The sequence below is a fragment of the Nonomuraea guangzhouensis genome, assembly GCF_019396345.1.
In the GTDB taxonomy this organism is placed as follows: Bacteria; Actinomycetota; Actinomycetes; order Streptosporangiales; family Streptosporangiaceae; genus Nonomuraea; species Nonomuraea guangzhouensis.
This window is the reverse complement of sequence record NZ_JAHKRM010000010.1, coordinates 289,619-307,970: the sequence shown is the minus strand read 5'-3', so window position 1 is coordinate 307,970 and position 18,352 is coordinate 289,619. Positions and strand designations below refer to the sequence as shown.

The following is an 18,352-nucleotide window of genomic DNA, read 5'->3' as shown; positions in this document are numbered from 1 at the left end:
GGGCCGGTCACGACTTCTGTCCGATGAGGTCGAGGAACACGTCTTCGAGACGGGGTCCGTGCCCGTTGGTGGAGACGGCGGCGCTGAGCAGCACCGACACCGGGCCCGCCGAGACCAGGCGGCCCCGATGCATGACCACGGCGTGGCTGCACGTCTGCTCGACCTCGGCCAGCAGGTGACTGGAGACGATCACCGTACGGCCGTCGCGGGCGTAGCGCTTGAGCACCTCGCGCATCTCCCTGATCTGGGGTGGGTCGAGGCCGTTGGTGGGCTCGTCGAGCACGAGCAGGTCCGGGAGGCCGAGCATGGCCTGGGCGATCGCCAGCCGCTGCCGCATGCCCTGCGAGTAGGTGCGTACGGCCCGATCCAGCGCCTTGCCCAGATCCGCGATCTCCAGCGCGTCGTCGAACCGGGCGTCGGCGGCGGGGCGGCCGGTGGCGGCCCAGTAGAGCTCGATGTTGTCGCGGCCGGACAGGTGCGGCAGGAATCCGGGTCCCTCGACGAACGAGCCGAGTCTGGACAGCACGGGCGCGCCGGGCGTCACCCGGTCGCCGAAGATGCGGACCTCACCGGCGTCGGGCTGGATGAGCCCCATCATCATGCGCATCGTGGTCGTCTTGCCCGCGCCGTTGGGACCCAGCAGGCCCAGCACCTGGCCGCGTTCGACCCGGAACGACAGGTCGTCCACGGCCAGCTCGCCGTTGCGATAGGCCTTGGTGAGCCCGCTGATCTCCAACGGCACCGCCTCGCCCGGCGACGGGTCAGCGGCGAGCGGATCGCCGTCCGTCACGGACGTGCCGGAGTTGTTGCGGTCCTTCTGGACGCTGGCGCTCTGGCCGTTGTCCGAGACGAGGGTGTCGGCGCGGCTGTCGTCCAGTTCGACGGTGGCGAGTCGGCTGGTGTCCTGGCCGGTGGCCTTCCGAAGGAAGGTGGGGCGGCGGCGTGACGGGGTGCGGCCGGTGGCCAGGATGAGGGCGGCCAGAGCGATGGCGGCGAGCGGCATCGCCCACACCCACCACGCCACCCCGGTCGCGGGTGCGGCCAGCGCGGCCACCGTCGGTACGGCCAGGGTGGGCGCGGCCAGGCCGATCCGGTAGGAGGCGGGTTCGGCGGGGGTCGCGTAGCCCATGTCGGTCGTGGTCACCGCCAGCCGGAGCCGGTGCCCCACCGCGAAGCGGAAGTCGACGGCGGGCAGCGTGACCGTGGTCTCCACGCTCTCGGCGCCGTCCGGAATCGTCACGCGCAGCGGCGAGACCAGCCCGGCGGGCAGGTTGGGCGGCTGGGCGTTGTCGGCCACGTCATAGAGCTTGGCGAACAGCGTCACCTGACCCTTGCCGTAGACCTTCAGCTTGACCGAGGGGCTGCCGGTGAGCTGGAGCGGCGCGGTGAGCGGCGCCGACTCGAAGGTGGCCACCTGGCCGGGCATGTCGAGCCCGACGCTGAGGTTGGTGGTGCCGCCCCCGCCGAGCAGGCCGGCGACGCCGGGCACCGTGGAGATGGAGGCGGGGGAGCCGCCGGGCGGGTTGGCGATGTTCTGCTCGGGGCCGGTGAGGGTGATCGCGGTGGTGGTGGTGCCGCCGAGGCCGGGGTAGGAGCCGGACTCGGGGTGGAGCCTGATGCGCTGGCGGGTGCCCGGGTCACGGCCGCCGTCACGGGTGACGGTGAACTTCTGCGGGAGCGGTGAGCCGTCACCCTTGAGGTAGTGGCCGAACCAGCCGGCCGTCTGATCGTAGAGCCAGTCGACCTCGCCGTTGCCGCCGTCGTGGCCTCCGTCGAACCAGGCCAGGCTCACCGGCGTGCCGGCCGAGGCGATCGCCTTGGCGTTGGCGTCGGCCTGGCCGAGCGGGAACAGCGAGTCGCGCTGCCCCTGGATGAGCAGCGTGGGCGCCTTGATGCGGCTCGCCACCGCGACCGGGCTGGACTTGCGCAGCAGCTCGATCGCCTCGGGCGTGGCCCTGCCGGTCTTGGCCACCTGCTGGTACATCTCGCAGACCGCGGGCAGGAACCTGCCGCACCTGGCCTGCTCGGCCGTCAGCGGCACGCTCTGCTGGGTGAGCGCGCCGAGCCCCTGAGCGGCGCCGCCGCCCTGGACCGGGGCGCCGCGGCCGAAGAAGTAGCCCGCCCACATGCGCTTGAACACGCCGTTGGCCGGGCCTTGGCCGCCTCCGTCGGGGAACAGCGCGTCGGCCAGGTCGGCCCAGGTGATCTGCGGCACGATCGCGTCCACGCGGGTGTCGTAGGCGGCCGTCATCAGCGTGATGGCGCCGCCGTAGGAGCCGCCCGCGATGCCCACGCGCGGGTCGCCGGCCGCGTCGAGCCGGACCTCGGGCCGCTTGGCCAGCCAGTCGATGAGCTGCTTGACGTCCTTGACCTCGTAGTCGGCGGAGTTGAGCGCGATCTCGCCGGTCGAGCGGCCGAAGCCGCGCGCCGACCAGGTCAGCACCGCGTAGCCGTCCTGCGCCAGCCGCACCGCCTGCTGGCGGACGCTCTGCTTGCTGCCGCCGAACCCGTGCGCGAGCAGCACGGCAGGCGCCTTCCCGCCACCCGCGGCCGGGAAGAACGTCGCGTCGAGCTCGACCCGCTGGTCGTCGGCCGGCCCGTCCACGACGGAGATGCGCTGGTCGAGGCCCCGCGCTTCGGGCGCGGACGGCCACACCAGCCACGTCACCACCCCGGCGAGGGCGAGCACCGCGACCAGCGCGGCCACACGTTTCATGTGGTGAGCCTACTTTCCGCACCTGAGAAACCCCTGAGACGACGGGTCAGCCCAAGATCGCGTAAACGGTGGACGCCCGCGCGGCCGGCTCGGCGGCTCCGTCGGCCGTCAGCGTGACCTCCGAGAAGGCCAGCGTGCGGCCGAGCTTGGAGATGCGCACGTCGATGAGCAGATCCCGGCCCGTGACCGGCCGCTGGAACGTCGTCGACTGCTGCACCGTGGTCATCGGCACGAACCCGCCCCGCGCCGAGGAGATCGCGATGACCGTGGCGGTGTCTGCGGCGGCCATCATGGCCTGGCCGCACAGCCCGCCGCCCTCTCTGGCCAGCGCGTCGGACCAGGGCAGGCACACCACCGCGTGGCGCTCGCCCAACTCCCGCACGCGCAGCCCGAGCTGCTGGATCCAGGGCGCGAAGTAGTCGCGCAGAATGGCCTCACCGTCTTCTGGAGTCACCGGCCCATCATGCACGCTGGGAACCATGAGCGAGGAGACGCGGCCAGAGCCTGTGGACAACTTTCCGCCACCGACGCCGCCTGTGGACAACCCTCCTACGCCGGTGGGTGATGTCTTCTTGCCGTCCACGTACGCGCAGGCCGTACCGTACGAGCTGTATGACCGGCTGCGGCGGGAAGCCCCCGTCTGCCGGATTCCGGAACCGGCGGTGGGACCCTGGCGCGAGGGGCCCGGCTACTGGGGCGTGTTCCGGCACGCCGACGTCAAGCACGTGCTGCGCGCGGCCGGCGACTTCTCCTCCCACCTGGGCGCCACGCAGATCCGCGACCCCGACACCCCCGCCGACCTGGCCTTCGTACAGGCGATGATGCTGAACACGGACCCGCCGGACCACTCCCGGCTGCGCAGGATCGTGGCGGCCGCGTTCACGCCGCGCGCCGTGCGGGCGCTGGAGCGGACGATCGCCGAGCGGGCCGCGTCGCTGTTCGCCGCGGGCACGTGCGACTTCGTGGAGATCGCCGCCGACCTGCCCGTCTGGACGCTCGCGCACGTCATGGGCGTACCGGACGAGGACAGGCGGCTGTTGTACGACTGGGCGTCGCGGGTGATCGGCTACCAGGACGCCGACTACGCGGGCCTGTCCACGGCCGACGCCGCGTCGCTCAGCCCGATCGGCCGTCTCGCCACCGCCGCCCGGCCCCGGCTCGAACCGGGCATGAACCCGCGCTCCAGGGCGGCGTTGACGGACATGTTCGCGTACGCGCACGCCCTGGCGGAGGCCACGCACGGCGAGTCGGTCATGTCGGCGATGATGGACGGCGGTCTGACCGAGGCGGAGTTCGAGAACATGTTCTTCCTGTTCGCCGTCGCCGGGAACGAGACGCTGCGCAACGGCATCCCCGGCGGCCTGCTCACCCTCCTCGAACACCCCGCCGAGCTGGCCCGCCTGCGCGCCGACCCGTCCCTGCTCGGCTCGGCGGTGGAGGAGATGCTGCGGTTCTGGCCGCCCGTCATGGACTTCCGCCGTACGGCCACCCGCGACCTCACGCTCGGCGGCCGGCGTATCCGGGCGGGCGAGAAGGTGGTCGTCTACCACGCCTCCGCCAACCGGGACCCGGCCGTCTTCCCCGACCCCGACCGGTTCGACGTCGCCCGCACCCCGAACGACCACGTCAGCTTCGGCTTCGGCCCGCACTTCTGCCTCGGCGCCCACCTGGCGCGGGTCCAGTTCCGCGCGGTCTTCACCGAGCTGCTCTCCTGGGACGTCGAGCTCGCGGGCGCGCCCGTCCGCCTCACCTCCAACTTCCAGAACGGCCTCAAACACCTCCCAGTACGGCTGGGAAAACCGGTTGACCCCGGCTCATAGGCTCGGCCACATGGAGGAGATCGACTATCTGGCCGTCAACCGCGCCAGCTGGGACGAACGCGTCCCCATCCACGTGGCCAGCGACTTCTACGACGTCGCCGCGTTCCAGGGAGGAACCGACACGATCAGGGAGTTCGAGCTGGCCGAGGTAGGCGACGTGACCGGCCGCGACCTCGTCCACCTGCAGTGCCACTTCGGCCTCGACACGCTGTCCTGGGCGCGGAAAGGGGCCCGGGTGACCGGGCTCGACTTCTCCGAGACCGCCGTGACCAAGGCCAGAGAGCTGGCCGAAGGCGCGGGGATCGGGGCGAGGTTCGTCGCGGCCGACGTGTACGACGCGGCCGAGGCGCTGGGGGAGACCTACGACATCGTCTACACCGGCATCGGTGCCCTGGTCTGGCTGCCCGACCTCACCCGGTGGGCACGCACGGTGGCGTCGCTGCTGCGCCCGGGCGGGTTCCTGTATCTGGCCGAGTTCCACCCCTTCGCCGCCATGCTGGACGACGAGACGGGGACGACGGTGACCTACGACTACTTCGACCAAGGCCCCCATGTGTGGAAGTTCCCGCACACCTACACCGGGTCCGAGGTGCTGGAGAACGACACGACGGTCCAGTTCCAGCACGGCATCGGCGAGGTGGTCAGCGCGGTGGCCGCCGCCGGGCTGCGGGTGGAGTTCCTGCGCGAGCACGACCACACGCTCTTCCGCCGCTTCGGCACGCTGCGGCCCGACGGCCCGCGGTTCCGGCTGCCCGAGGGCAGTCCGGCGGTCCCGCTCATGTACTCGCTGCGAGCCGCGGCCAGCATCCGGTGACGGCCTGCCCCAGAACCGCTCATACCAGGCAGATCACGGAGGACCTGGGCGCATTGTTCCTGAGGCAAGGCATCGTAAGATTTCCGCCGTGAAGGCTCCCGCAATCATCAAGACCGCCGCCGACTGGGCCTTGCCGTACTGGACCCGGGGGCAGGCGGGGCGCGAGACGCCGCCCGACCTGTTCAGGGTCCTCTACTACGGCTGGCTGATGGCGTTCACGTTCAAGCTGCTCGGCTCGGCCTGGGACGTCTCGTGGCACTTCAAGTGGCTGCGCGACGACCTGGCTCCCCCTCACCTGCTCAACTCCGCCGGTACGGCCCTGGCCCTCGCACTGACCGTGATCCACGGCTACACCGGCTACGGCGTGGACAAGGCGGCGCTGCGGCTGATCCAGTGGGGCACCGGCGTGTTCCTCGTCGCCGTGCCGCTCGACCTGATCAACCACCGGGTCAACGGCCTGGACATCACCTCGTGGAGCCCGTCCCACCTCATGCTCTACACGGGCACGTTCTTCATGATCGCCGGAGTGATCCGCGGCTGGTTCATGGGCGCGCCGCCCGGCAGGGAGCGCACGGTCATGCTGGGCGCGTTCTTCGCGTTCTTCCTGGAGAACGTGCACTTCCCCGAACAGCACCAGGAATACGGCATCCTGTCGATCGGTGCCTGGGACAACCACGCCGTCTACGCCGAGCCCATCCTGATGCGGTTCGCCGCCGACCAGATGGGCCGCCCGGTCGACCGGGTGATGATGACTAACTTCTCCCTTCCTGTGCCGGATTATCTTTATCCGGTGTACGCGGTGGTCGTCGGGGTGACCGTGCTGGTCGTGGCCCGGATGATGATCGGCAGGTTCGGCGCGGCGACGCTGGTGGCCGCCTCCTACGTGGGGTTCAGGACGCTGGTCTGGCCGCTGCTGACGTTCACCGGCTTCCCGCCGTCCGCGGTGCCGTTCTTCCTGGTGATCGGCGGCCTCTGCGTGGACCTCGCGTTCGCCGTACGGCTTCCCTCACGTGGTCTGGCGCCGGTGCGCGCGGTGCTCGGGGCGGCCGTGGCGACGGCCGCCGTCTACGGTGCGCTGGTCGCGCAGAGCTCGATCATGGGTCAGGTGTACGGCGCGCTGAAGGGGCAGACCGGCCTGCTCGGCGCGCCGCCCCTGGTCATGTCGTCGGCCGTCTGGGCCGGGGTGGGGCTGATGGCCGCCTGGCTGGCCTGCGAGTGGTTCGCGACGCGGCGTCAGCCGATCGAGGCCCGGGTGATCGCCACCGCCACGCCGTAGGCCAGCCCCATCAGGGCGACCTCGGCCGCCACCCAGCCGATCACGGCGGTGGGCTCGGCCCGGCGGATGAGCGGCATCAGCCGGAACCGTACGTGCGCGGCCAGCGGCACCACCAGCGCGGTGAGCATCAGCTTGACCACCACCAGCACCCCGTAGTGGCTGGTCACGATGGCGCCCGGCAGCTCCACGCCGGGCGTCAGCGCCATCGTGCCGAGCCCGGTGATCAGCCCCGACAGGCCGACCAGCAGCAGGCAGACGGTCGCCATCCTGGAGAAGCGCGGCAGCGCGGCGGCCAGCAGCGACGGGCGCGGCGCGACGAACACCGCCGTCGCCACCAGCCCGCCCGCCCACGCCGCCGCGCCCATCACGTGCGTCTCCATCGCGATCATGATGGGGTCGTGCCAGACGGAGTTGACCGCGTGACCGGTCACCGGAATGGGCAGCAGGCCGAACAGCGCCACGATGATCCGCAGCTCGGCGGGCACCTTCTCGCCGAACCGCACCGCCATCAGCCCGATGCCCGCTGCCATCAGCGCGCACGCGGCACTGAACAGCAGCCCCTGGCCGGTGCCGACGCCGTCGACGTAGGCGGCGATCATGCCGACCGTGGGCAGGCCGCCCGGGTTCAGCTCGGCCGTCTGGAACACGATCGTCAGCAGCGCGCAGACCGCCCACGCCCACGCGGCGGTGACGGTGAGCGGCCGGGTCCTGCGCAGGACCGGCTCGGTCAGCTCAGGCGCGTCGAAGCCGAGCAGCTTGGGCACCAGGCTCAGCCCCACGACGGCCACGGCGGCCAGGTCGAGCAGCACCCGCACGACCGGCAGCCCGTACGCCACGATCGGCCCCGGCATGGGAATGCCCGGCACCGCCTCCTGCGCGGTGAACGTGCTGGCCGCCACGGCCGCGACGATCGCGCACACCGCGAACGCCCCGACCACCCAGCGCCCGCCGACCCGCGGCCTCGGGGGAGCGGTGATCGTCACGCGTCCGCCCTCTCGCCGCCGCGCGTGTCACCCTCGCGGTCGCCGGTCGCGGCGCGGCTTGCGGTCCCGCAGACCCGTGTGTCACCATCGCGCGTCTCGCTGTCGGGCTCCGGGGTGCGGGCGCGGCGCAGGGCCACGGCCGTGCCGGCGGCCAGCACCAGCAGCGCTCCCACGATCCAGACGACGGCCATCCCCGCCCCGCCGTTCGCCGCGGCTTCGGCGGCATCGGCTCCGGACGCGCCGGCTCCGGTGTCGGCCTGGGCCGGGGCCCGCGTCACGGCCGTGGCGTCCGCCGCGAGGTTGAAGCTGATCTTGCCCGTGACCGGATGCCCGTCGGCCGACAGGATCCGGTAGCCCACCACATAGGCCCCGCCCGCCCGCAGCGGCTTGACCTTGACCGACACCTTCTCGGCGGCGACCTCGGCCGATCCGTCGGCCCACGTCGTCCCGTCGGCCCCGGTCACGCCCACCTGGGCGTATCCCTGGCGTACCGCCTGGTCGAAGACGAGCGTGATCCGCGCGGGCGCGGCGGTCAGCGTCGCCCCGTCCTTGGGATCGCTGCCGACCAGCACGTTGTGCGCCTGCGCCGGGAGGGCGACGCCCACCCCGGCGACCGCGAGCAGCACGATCACGAATAGCCGCCTCACGAACACCTCCAGTTTCGCCGCCGGGCGGGCCGGTGAACCGTGCCCCACAACATGACCCCCAACTCGTCGCCGTCGGAACGCACCCAACGATCGTTCCAGAACCCGCATATCGTCTCACCATGACGAACCCCTTCGACGGCGCCGCCCCCTACTACGCCAAGTACCGGCCCGGACACGGAGAGGCCGCCATCGGCTGCCTGGCGCGGGCGTTCGGCCCCGGCAGCCGGGTGCTCGACCTCGGCTGCGGCCCCGGTACGGTGGCGATCCCGCTGGCGCCCGCCGTGCACGAGGTGATCGCCGTGGACCCGGACGCCGGCATGCTGGCCGAGGGCGGGCGCGTCGCCGCCGGTAGCCCGAACATCCGCTGGCTGTCCGGAGACTCCACGACGCTGGCCGGACTGCCGCCCTTCGACGACGTCGTCATGGGCAGGTCGTTCCACTGGATGGACCGCAGGGCCGTACTGGCCGAGCTGGACCGGCTGCTCCCGCCGGAGGGCGCGGTGGCCCTCGTCGGGCCGTCCCGCGACCCGGGCGAGCATCCGTGGGAGCCGGTCGTCCGGCTGGTGCGCGCCGCGTACGCGTCGGACGAGCCGAAAGCGGTCGGCTCCTTCCAGTCCAGCGGGGAGCACCACCACGACGTGCTCGTGGACTCGCCCTTCGACCGGGTGGAGTCGAGCCTGTTCGAACAGCGGCTGAGCTGGGACCTCGATGCCGTGCTCGGGTTGCAGCTGTCGTACTCCTACACCACTCCCACCAGGCTCGGCGACCGGGTGGCGGAGTTCGTCGACGCGGTCAGGGAGGTGCTCCTCGCCGACAACCCGTCGGGCGTGTGGCAGGAGCGGACGGTCACCGAGGTGCTGATCGCCCGCCGCTCCTGAACTGGGCGCGGGAGGTCAGGCCCAGATGCCCATGACCTGCCAGATCCGCCTGGTGAGAGCGTTCACCAGGCCGATCTCGGAGCACAGCTCGCGGGTCCTGCCCACCGAGTCGCGGATCTCCCGCTTGGCCGCCGGGTCGCGCAGGTACACCTGGACCACCACGTCACGCGGGATGGCGAACCGCTTGATCATCGACCCGGGCGGCGCCAGCATGATCCTGGCCATGATGCCCAGGATGATCGGCGAGGCGACACCCAGCATGAGACGCCGGTAACGCGGCATCGTCGGCACCCGGTCGCGCAGGTAGTGCCGGGCGAACGAGATGTGCCTGGCCTCCTCCGCGATGTGGATGCGCATGATCGTCTCCTCGAGCGGGTGGTGTGCCCGGTCGTCCTTGAGTACCTTGCGCTGGACGTGGTCGATCGGGTCCTCGCCGCCGAGCACGAACACGAAGAACAGCTCGGTCGAGATCGGCGGGATCCAGGGGGCGACCTGCGCGAGCAGGCTGAGCGGCCCCGGCATGCCGCGCACCGGAAGCTTCGTGCGGTTGACGAACTCCTGGAACATCATCCCGTGATGTCCCTCTTCGATGGTCTCGTGGTAGACGTAGCGGAATTCGGGGGACCCGTTCGGCAGCCGGTAGGCGTAGTTGAGCAGGCCCCGTTTGAGCAGGTTCTCGAACTGCAGCCCGATCTTCATCGCCGTGGCCACCCGCCACAGCCCGATCCTGGCGCGCGTCTCGGGGGAGCGGGCCTGGTACCACGGATGGCCGCCGAGCCTGTCGACCCCGGGCAGCTCCCAGCGGGGATCGGTCTGGTCGACGAGGAACTCCGGATCGTCCCAGGGGATGTCCTTGTACGGCTCCCAGTGCTTGTCGACCGACGCCTTCGACAGGCGGGCGATGACCGCCTCGTAGCTGCTCCGGTCGGCGATCCGCTCGTCGTTCTCCCTGGCGGCGGTAGAGCTCGGTGCGCGTGTCATCGCCTGCTCCTCTCCTCGCCTGGTAATTGTACGAACCATCTAATAAGAGAGGAAGGGTGAGGCGGATCACAGATCGTCCGGGCTTATGCCCACCTCGGCGGCGGCCGTTCTACGGACGAGCTGGGTGGCCCAGCGGCGGGTCACAACCCTGGGATGTACGTGGATCTGGATGGCCAGCCCGTCGTGCAGCGCGAAGATCCGCCAGGTGGACTCCTCGGGATCGGGGCAGACGAAGTCGCCCGACGCCACCCCGGCCTCGATGATCCCGCGCAGCACCACCCTGCCCCGGGCGTCGAGCCGCCGCGAGGTCTGCTCGAGTTCTTTGTTGCGCATGGACTCCGACCACGCGTCGATCCACAGCCGCCAGCCCTCCGCCGAGCCCGCGGGGGAGGAGCGGCGCAGCAGGGCGCGCAGTTTCTCGCGCGGCGGGCTCGGCGAGCGCTCGATGTCGTCCAGGAGGTCGAGATGGATGCGGGCGGCGTAGGCGAACGCCTGCGCGAACAGCTGATCTTTGGTCTCGAAGTGGTAGAAGAGCAGTGCCTGGCTCACGCCGGCGGCCCTGGCGATGTCGACCGTCCTGGTATGCCCGAACCCCTGCTCGGCGATGACCTCGCAGGCCGTCTTCAGTAAATCCTCTTGCCGTAATCGGCTGAAACCCCGTGTCACAGCGGGCCACTTTAACTACTAGCCCGGGGGATTTGTAGGACAAACCGGGCACCGGTATCGGAATCTTCCACGGTGAGAGTACCACCGTGCGCCGTGGCGATTTCGAGGGCGATGGACAGCCCGAGCCCCGTGCCCCCGTCCTCGCGGTTGCGCGAGGTGTCCAGCCGGGTGAACCGGCGGAACACGATGTCGCGCTGGTCCGGCGCGATCCCCGCGCCGTCGTCCTGGACCTCCAGTACGGCCTCGCCGCCCCGCTCGTCGACGGTCACGGTGATCGTGGACTCGGCGTGCCGCTCGGCGTTGTCGAGCAGGTTCGCGAGCAGCCGGGTCAGGCGCAGCCGGTCTCCGATCACCACCACCCCCGGCCGCAGGTGCCGCTCCACCCGCTTGCCGGGCGCCCTGCGTACCAGCTCCTCCTCGACCAGCTCCGCCAGGTCCACGTCGGCGCCGACGCCGGGCGCGCCCGCGTCGAGCTTGGCCAGCGTCAGCAGGTCGGTGACGATGGCCTGCAGCCGATCCAGGCTCGACAGCATGGCCACGGCGGTCCGCGGCCAGTCGGCCTCGTCCGGGTGGAGCAGGGCCTCCTCGATCTGGGTGCGCATGGCGGTGATCGGGCTGCGCAGGTCGTGCGAGGCGTCGGCGGCGAACCTGCGCTCCTGCTCGACCGCGTGCTCCAGCCGGTCCAGGGTCTGGTTCACGGTCCACGCGAGGTCGTCGAGCTCGTCCCGGTGCGGCAGGGGCGGCACCCGGCGGCCCAGGTCCGTGGCGGTGATCTCGGCCAGTTCGGTCTTGATGGCCGTGACGGACCGCAGTGCCCTGCTCACCGCCAGCCAGGTCACGTAGGCGGTGGTCGCGGAGAGCAGCAGCACGGCGAACAGCACGCCGAGCACGTAGAGCGGGCTGATGTACCAGGGGACGACGGGGGTGTAGGCGTAGACCATCCAGGTCGTCGCGCCGACCGGCGTCCGGTACCCCACGGTGATCAGGCAATCCCCGCCCGGCACCCGGCTGGTGCAGACGACGGCGTCCACCCGGTTGTCGTTGCCCGTGGACGTGTCCGTGGTGAGCGGTGGCTGGCCGAGCATCTTCGGACTGGCCTGGCGCACGATGCCCTGGTCGTCGACCACCTGGATGAGGTCGACATCCTCGGTGATCACTATCGGCCTGACCTGCTCCGGCGCGGTCCGCTGGATGGCGAGCGCGACCCGGTGCGCCGCCTTGGCCGCGTGCTCGGTCTCGTGACCGGTGACCAGCGCGTGCGCGAGTGGCGTGACGATGAGCGCCGCGATGAGGAGGTAGCCGGCCAGCGTGACCAGCAGGGCGGCCGCCGTCAGCCTGCGCCGCACCGACCACTTGGCGAACACCCCTCAGCCCTCCGTGATCGGGAGCCGCATCACGAATCGGGCGCCGCGGTCGGAGTCCTCCAGGGTCAGGGTGCCCGCGTGGGCCAGCGCGATCTCGCGGGCGATGGCCAGGCCGAGCCCGGTACCGCCGCCGTCGCGGTCGCGCGCGGCGGCCAGCCGCGTGAAGCGCTGGAACACGACCTCCCGCTGGTCGGGCGCGATCCCCGCGCCGTCGTCGAGGACTTCGAGTACGGCCAGCCCGAGGTGGCGCCGTACGGCCACCACGACCTGGGACTCGGCATGGCGCTCGGCGTTGTCCAGCAGGTTGGTGAGCAGGCGGGCCAGCTGGAGCCGGTCGCCCATGACGGTCACACCCGGCCGCAGCGTGGTGATCACCGGCTTCGACCGTGGCCGGGCCGTCTCGGCGCCGACCAGCTCGGCCAGGTCCACGGGCTCGCGGTCGGCGAGGGCGCCCGCGTCGAGCCTGGCCAGCGTCAGCAGGTCGCCGACGATGGCCTCGAGGCGGTCCAGGCCGCTCAGCAGCGCCGCCCCGGTCCGCCGCCAGTCGGCGTCGGCCGGGTACAGCAGGGCCTCCTCGATCTGGACGCGCATGGCGGTGATCGGGCTGCGCAGGTCGTGCGAGGCGTCGGCGACGAACCTGCGCTGCCGCTCCACCGCCTGCTCCAGCCGGGTGATCGGCGTGCGGGTCCTGGCCATCGCCCGCGACACCCCGAACCAGGTCAACGCCACCAGCGCGAGCGAGTCGCCGCCCAGGAACCCCAGCACGGCCGGGTGGACGTAGCGCGGCACCATGGCCCTGGCCGCGTAGACCAGCCAGTCGCCGTCCCGCTCGTAGACGCGCAGGACGACCAGGATCTCGCACCGGCCGGGGAAGACGGGCAGGTCGCACACGACCTGGGTGCGGCCGGCGTTGTCGCGGGCGGGCGTCAGCCGGCTCATGGGTGGGCGGCCGGTCAGGTTCGCCGTCGTGGACACCACGCGCCCGGCCGCGTCGACGACCTGGATCCCGTCCACCTCGCTGCTGATCCGCGCGGGCAGCTCGTCCCGTTTGACCAGGTGCACGACGCGCAGGGCGGCGGTGAGCGCCTCGTTCGTGCGGTATCCGACCGCCGTGGTACGCACCGCGTACAGCACGAACGCGCTCACCACGACGCACAGCAGCGCCATGGCGAGGCTCGCGAACAGCGTCAGCCGCGCGCGCACGGACCGCCCGAACCGTGTGACCACACCTTTCCCCCCGGCGATCAGCCGATCACACTAAGTCATCACCATCCTAATTAACGGAGATTCGGCGACAAATCACCATAAAACGCCAACAGAACGGTGCTCTATGCGTGCCGCATCCGGCTGGTTAGAGTAAGTGAGCACTGATGCCAAGGAGACGATGTGAACCTTGATGAGTATCGGCGTACCGCCAGTGCCTGGCTCCTCGACAACGCCCCGTCCGGCGAGCCCCCCGAGGGCGACCCGGTCGCCAGGGCCAAGGACTTCATGGCCAGGCTCTACGACGCCGGATACTCCGGCATCACCTGGCCGGCGCGCTGGGGCGGCCAGGGGCTGACGCAGGCGGAGGAGCGCGCGTTCGCCGCCGCGGCCCGCGACTTCACGTTGCCCACCTACGTCTTCTCGATCGGCCTCGGCATGACCGGCCCGACCCTGGTCGACCGGGGCACCGACGAGCAGCGCGAACGCTTCGTCCGGCCGCTGCTGCGCGGCGAGGAGATCTGGTGCCAGCTCTTCTCGGAGCCGGGCGCGGGCAGCGACGTGGCCAGCCTGCAGACCAGGGCCGTACGCGACGGCGACAACTGGATCGTCAACGGCCAGAAGGTCTGGACCTCGGTCGCCCACCACGCCGACTGGGGGCTGCTGCTGGCCCGCACCGACGTCGAGGTGCCCAAGCACAAAGGTCTGACCATGTTCGTGGTCGACATGCGCCATCCGGGCGTGACGGTCAGGCCGCTCAAGGACATGACCGGCCGGGCCAATTTCAACGAGATCTTCTTCGACGACGTCCCCATCCCCGACGAGCACCGCGTCGGCGAGGTCAACGACGGCTGGAGCGTCGCGGTCACGACCCTGCTGCACGAGCGGCTGTCGATCTCGGCGGGCGTCGGCATGGGCGCGGGCAGGGACGACCCCACCTCACTGGCGGCGCTGCGCCAGGTGGTCGACACCACCGACCCGCTGGTCAGGGACGAGCTCGTCGAGCTGCACATCCGCACGCGCGCGCTCGCGCTGTTCAACCAGCGCCTCTCCCAGGAGACCAAGGCGGGCATCTTCCCCGGTGCCCGCGGCAGCGCCGCCAAGCTGCTGCTGGCCGAGCTGTACCTGTTCCAGGCCGATCTCGCGACCCGGCTCGTCGGGCCCGAGTCGGTCGTCGGCGGCCACCCGCTGGCCCACGCGATCTCCCAGGCCCCGGGCATGTCGCTGGGCGGCGGCACCAACGAGATCATGCGCAACATCATCGGCGACCGGGTGCTCAACCTGCCGCCCGAGCCCCGGGTGGACAAGACCGTGCCGTTCAAGGACCTGAAGGTGGGGACGCAGGGGTGAAGCTCGTACTCAGCCAGGAGCAGCAGGAGCTGCGCGCCGCCGTCCGTTCGTTCCTCGCCGCGGCCTCGCCGCTGCCCAAGGTCCGCGACGGCTACGACCGGGAGGTGTACGCGCGGCTCAACGGCGAGCTCGGCCTGTCCGGGCTGATCGTCCCGGAGGAGTACGGCGGCGCGGGCGCGGGCTTCGCGGAGCTGGCCGTCGCGCTGGAGGAGACGGGCGCCGCGCTGCTGCCCGGACCCTTCCTGGCCACGGTGTTCGCCACGATCGCGCTGACCCGGGTGCCGGACAAGGAGCTGCTGACCGGCATCGCCGAAGGCCGCGTCGTGGCCACCCTCGCCCAGCCGCCGGCCGACTCCGACGTGACCGTCGCAGCCAACTCGGGAGAGTCAGGCGTGACCGTGCGCGGCACGCTGGCCCAGGTGCTGGGCGGCATGGAGGCCGACGTCCTCGTGGTGCCCGCGCTGACCGGTGACGGCGTGGTCATGACGGCCGTCGACCTGACCGCGCCCGGCGTCACCAGGACCGCCCTGGAGACGCTCGACCTGACCCGCGGCCAGGCCCAGGTGACCCTGGACGGCGCGCCGGGCCGGGTCATCGGCCCGGCGGCGCCGGGCGTCGGCGACCGGCTCGCCGTGGCGCTGGCGGCCGAGCAGCTCGGCGTGCTGCGGGCCGCGCTGGACGCCATCGTCGCCTACGCCAAGATCAGGGTCGCCTTCGGCCGGTACATCGGCTCCTACCAGGGGGTCAAGCACAAGCTCGCCGACATGCACTGCAAGCTGGAGCAGGCCGAGTCGATCGTCCGCTTCGCCGCCTGGGCCGCCGACGAGTCGCCGGACGAGCTGCCCGCCGCCGCCGCGCTGGCCCAGGCGTACGTGGGGCGGGCCTGCTTCGAGGTGGCCCGCGACCACCTGCTGCTGTACGGCGGCATCGGCTACACCTGGGAGCACGACGCGCACCTGTTCTACAAACGGGCCAAAGCCGACGAAGTGCTGCTCGGCCCGCCGCGAATCCACCGGGCCCGCCTGGCCGACCTGCTGGAGCTGTGATGGACGTCAACGGCCTGCCCGGCTTCTACGCGATCGCCTCCGCCGACCCCGACCGGCTCGCGGTCATCGACGTGGACGGGTCCCGGACCACGTACGGCGAGCTGCTCGCCCGGGTCAACCAGGTGTCACACGGCCTGCGCGCCCGCGGGCTCGTCGACGGCGACGTGGTGGCCGGCGTGCTGCCGAACGGCCTTGACGCGGTGATCATGCTGATGGCGACCGGGCAGATCGGCCTCTACTACGTGCCGATCAACTGGCACCTCACCGAGGCGGAGGTGAGCTACATCCTGGACGACTGCGACGCCAAGATCGTGGTCACCGCCGACGGCCACGTACCTGGGAGCGAGACCGGCACGGCCGGGCTGGCCCAGGGGCAGCCCGCGGACGCGCCCGGCGGGCGGATGGCCGGGGCCGTCATGTGGTACACCTCCGGCACCACCGGCTTCCCCAAGGGCGTGCAGCGGCGGCTGTCCGGGGCCGAGCCCGAGGCGCTCGTCCCGCTCTACATTTGGTTCCTCGGCGAGATCGTGGACCTGGTGCCCGGCGAGGCCGTGCACCTGGTCACCTCGCCGATGTACCACTCGGCGCCGTGCGCCCACACGCAGTTCGCGCTGCACCTCGGCCATACCGTGGTGATCACGCCGCGCTTCGAGCCGGAGAGCATCCTGGAGCTGGTCGAGCGCCACCGGGTGACCAACGCGATGATGGTGCCGACCATGTTCCACCGGATGCTGCAGCTGCCCGCCGAGGTCAGAGCGCGCTACGACATGTCGAGCCTGCGCCAGGTCGTCCACACCGGCGCCGCCTGTCCGGTGGCGGTCAAGCAGGGGATCATGGACTGGTGGGGGCCGGTGCTCTACGAGTACTACGGCTCGACCGAGTCGACGATCGCCTTCTCGGTCAAGCCGCGGGACTGGCTGGACCGGCCCGGCACGGTGGGCCGGCCGGCGCCCACGTTCGAGGCCAGGATCCTCGACGAGGCCGGGACGGAGCTGCCGCCGGGCGAGCCGGGCATGATCTACGTCAAGTCCAGCATGGGCACGTTCGAGTACCGCAAGGACCCGGCGAAGACGGCCGCCAGCATGCGCGGCGACTGGTACGCCCCCGGCGACATCGGCTTCCTGGACAAGGACGGCTTCCTGTTCCTGTGCGACCGGCGCACCGACCTGATCGTGTCCGGCGGAGTCAACATCTACCCGGCCGAGATCGAGGCCGCGCTGCTGGAGCACCCCTCCGTGGCGGACGTGGCCGTCATCGGGGTGCCCGACGAGGAGTGGGGGCACAGCGTCGTCGCCCTCGTCCAGCCCGTCGCGGGCGTCACGGGCGACGCCGAGCTCACCGCCGCGCTGCTGCGGCACTGCGAGCCGCGCATCGCCCGGTTCAAGCACCCGAAGGTGATCGAGTACCGGGACGCGCTGCCCCGCACGCCGACGGGGAAGCTGTCCCGGTCCAAGGTCAGGCAGGAGTTCCTGGACGCGCGCTGAAGACCAGCTCGTCGGTGTAACGCGCCCCGTCCGGGCCGTCGCCCAGGAAGAAGCGGGTCGACAGCGTCCGGTCGGCCGTGTCGAACACCGTGCTCCAGAGCGTGCGGAACGGCATGTCCATGTCCGGCCCCACCTCGAGCAGGCTCTTGCGCAGGTCGTCCGGTGACATGGTGGCGCCCTTGCTCCGCTCGTACAGCGAACGCAGCCGCCCGAACGTGCGGAGGCTGGCCTCGGTGTCCGGGGGCAGGTTCATCGGGTCGGGGTTGAGGTGCAGCAGGTGGTTGGTGACGCAGAGCGGCGCGTCGCCGAACTCGATGATGTGCTCCTTGCCGTCCCTGCCCCGCTCCCACACGAACGCCCCGCCGTGCGCGTCGGCGACGAGGTAGTGCAGCGGCGCGCCGTGGTCGTACTGCTTCGCGCCGAGCAGCGCCTGCTTGGCCTGCTCCACGTTCTCGCAGGTGTCGACGAGGAACCTGGGCAGTTGCACGCTGTTCAGCCCGACCTGCGGCGCGGGGTCCTGCGGTGGCGCGGCGGTGACGATGTCGGCGATGAGCAGCATGACGACCAGGCCGGCCTCGTTGACGCCGTCCATGCAGCCGTCGAGTTCGTTCATCGTGATGACGGTCGAGGCCAGGCCGGAGTCGGGCACCGTGGTGATCACGTACGGCCTGGACGCCATCGGCAGCTCGCCCGGCCGCGGTGCCTGGCCCATGATCTCGCTGATCGTCGCGGTGAAGAAGTCGTAGTTGCGGCCCACCCTGCCGTGGCCGTCGGTGCTCGCGGACGGCGGGCACCACAGCGCCGAGCAGCCCGAGCCGGCGGGCGCGTAGCTCAGCCCGTCGAGGGCCAGGTCGTCCTGGTCCGGGTCGAGGCCGAGCGCCTCGGCGGCACCGTCCATGCGGGCGTGGTGCTGCGGCCAGTGCCGCTCGAACCAGGTCCGGCGGGCCCGGTTGACGGCGGGGTCGAGCGGCCTCGGCGCCCAGCCGAGCCGGCGGGCCTCCTCGGTGAGCGCCCGGCCGATCTCGGCCTGGCTGCCGTGGAGGGTCAGGTGCCGGACGAGCTGGAAGTCGTCCCGGCCGCCGGCGATCTGCTTCATGTTCTTCATGCCGCCAGGCTGCCGCCGG

Annotated in this window: 16 protein-coding genes; 7 read left to right on the top strand and 9 right to left on the bottom strand. The window is 71.5% G+C overall.

The window, feature by feature from the left end; translation table 11 throughout:
* Positions 1 to 7: 7 nt before the first annotated feature.
* Both KME78_RS22675 and KME78_RS67255 read right to left on the bottom strand, forming a co-directional pair.
* Positions 8 to 2,716 carry a CocE/NonD family hydrolase gene (locus KME78_RS22675; protein WP_246651577.1) on the bottom strand — a complete coding sequence of 903 codons (2,709 nt, stop codon included), beginning with the start codon at positions 2,714 to 2,716 and terminating at the stop codon, positions 8 to 10.
* A gap of 46 nt (positions 2,717 to 2,762) precedes the next feature.
* Complete coding sequence (locus tag KME78_RS67255; protein ID WP_219531112.1) at positions 2,763 to 3,170, bottom strand: PaaI family thioesterase; 408 nt, start codon at positions 3,168 to 3,170, stop codon at positions 2,763 to 2,765.
* A gap of 103 nt (positions 3,171 to 3,273) precedes the next feature.
* On the opposite strand from KME78_RS67255, the gene KME78_RS22665 reads away from it, so the two are divergent.
* The 3 genes from KME78_RS22665 (at position 3,274) to KME78_RS22655 (ending at position 6,626) form a co-directional block, all read left to right on the top strand.
* Positions 3,274 to 4,536, top strand: coding sequence for a cytochrome P450 (locus KME78_RS22665; protein WP_308127089.1), 1,263 nt, complete (start codon positions 3,274 to 3,276; stop codon positions 4,534 to 4,536).
* Positions 4,537 to 4,546: 10 nt separating this feature from the next.
* The gene (locus tag KME78_RS22660; protein WP_219531110.1) at positions 4,547 to 5,350 is read left to right on the top strand and encodes a class I SAM-dependent methyltransferase; all 804 of its coding nucleotides are present in this window, start codon (positions 4,547 to 4,549) and stop codon (positions 5,348 to 5,350) included.
* A gap of 88 nt (positions 5,351 to 5,438) precedes the next feature.
* On the top strand, positions 5,439 to 6,626 hold the full coding sequence (locus tag KME78_RS22655; RefSeq protein WP_308127088.1) for a hypothetical protein: 1,188 nt from the start codon (positions 5,439 to 5,441) through the stop codon (positions 6,624 to 6,626).
* Here KME78_RS22655 and KME78_RS67250 read toward each other — a convergent pair.
* Positions 6,584 to 7,609 carry a CopD family protein gene (locus KME78_RS67250; RefSeq protein WP_219531109.1) on the bottom strand — a complete coding sequence of 342 codons (1,026 nt, stop codon included), beginning with the start codon at positions 7,607 to 7,609 and terminating at the stop codon, positions 6,584 to 6,586. The genes KME78_RS22655 and KME78_RS67250 overlap by 43 nt on opposite strands.
* Positions 7,606 to 8,256 (bottom strand): copper resistance CopC family protein, encoded by a 651-nt coding sequence (locus KME78_RS22645; protein ID WP_219531108.1) that lies wholly within the window; start codon positions 8,254 to 8,256, stop codon positions 7,606 to 7,608. Before KME78_RS22645 ends, KME78_RS67250 begins: the two co-directional genes overlap by 4 nt.
* 119 nt (positions 8,257 to 8,375) lie before the next feature.
* On the opposite strand from KME78_RS22645, the gene KME78_RS22640 reads away from it, so the two are divergent.
* Positions 8,376 to 9,134, top strand: coding sequence for a class I SAM-dependent methyltransferase (locus KME78_RS22640; protein ID WP_219531107.1), 759 nt, complete (start codon positions 8,376 to 8,378; stop codon positions 9,132 to 9,134).
* A 15-nt stretch (positions 9,135 to 9,149) separates the two neighbouring features.
* Here KME78_RS22640 and KME78_RS22635 read toward each other — a convergent pair whose 3' ends face one another.
* The 4 genes from KME78_RS22635 to KME78_RS22620 all read right to left on the bottom strand — a co-directional run bounded on the left by KME78_RS22635 (position 9,150) and on the right by KME78_RS22620 (position 13,372).
* The gene (locus KME78_RS22635) at positions 9,150 to 10,115 is read right to left on the bottom strand and encodes an AurF N-oxygenase family protein (protein WP_219531106.1); all 966 of its coding nucleotides are present in this window, start codon (positions 10,113 to 10,115) and stop codon (positions 9,150 to 9,152) included.
* 66 nt (positions 10,116 to 10,181) lie between these two features.
* On the bottom strand, positions 10,182 to 10,781 hold the full coding sequence (locus KME78_RS22630; protein WP_219531105.1) for a TetR/AcrR family transcriptional regulator: 600 nt from the start codon (positions 10,779 to 10,781) through the stop codon (positions 10,182 to 10,184).
* A gap of 11 nt (positions 10,782 to 10,792) precedes the next feature.
* A complete protein-coding gene (locus KME78_RS22625; RefSeq protein WP_308127087.1) occupies positions 10,793 to 12,145 on the bottom strand; it encodes a sensor histidine kinase in 1,353 nt (450 codons plus the stop codon).
* A gap of 3 nt (positions 12,146 to 12,148) precedes the next feature.
* On the bottom strand, positions 12,149 to 13,372 hold the full coding sequence (locus KME78_RS22620; RefSeq protein WP_308127086.1) for a sensor histidine kinase: 1,224 nt from the start codon (positions 13,370 to 13,372) through the stop codon (positions 12,149 to 12,151).
* Between the two features lie 159 nt (positions 13,373 to 13,531).
* Here KME78_RS22620 and KME78_RS22615 point away from each other — a divergent pair, with 159 nt between their 5' ends.
* Genes KME78_RS22615 through KME78_RS22605 form a run of 3 tightly spaced genes read left to right on the top strand, consistent with a single transcriptional unit; the run spans position 13,532 to position 17,228 of the window.
* Entirely contained in the window at positions 13,532 to 14,698 is a 1,167-nt protein-coding gene (locus KME78_RS22615) for an acyl-CoA dehydrogenase family protein (protein ID WP_219531104.1), read from the top strand.
* Positions 14,695 to 15,744 (top strand): acyl-CoA dehydrogenase family protein, encoded by a 1,050-nt coding sequence (locus KME78_RS67245; RefSeq protein WP_219531103.1) that lies wholly within the window; start codon positions 14,695 to 14,697, stop codon positions 15,742 to 15,744. Before KME78_RS22615 ends, KME78_RS67245 begins: the two co-directional genes overlap by 4 nt.
* Positions 15,744 to 17,228, top strand: coding sequence for an AMP-binding protein (locus KME78_RS22605; protein ID WP_219531102.1), 1,485 nt, complete (start codon positions 15,744 to 15,746; stop codon positions 17,226 to 17,228). Before KME78_RS67245 ends, KME78_RS22605 begins: the two co-directional genes overlap by 1 nt.
* Here KME78_RS22605 and KME78_RS22600 read toward each other — a convergent pair.
* Entirely contained in the window at positions 17,200 to 18,333 is a 1,134-nt protein-coding gene (locus tag KME78_RS22600) for a C45 family autoproteolytic acyltransferase/hydrolase (protein ID WP_219531101.1), read from the bottom strand. The genes KME78_RS22605 and KME78_RS22600 overlap by 29 nt on opposite strands.
* Positions 18,334 to 18,352 lie beyond the last annotated feature (19 nt).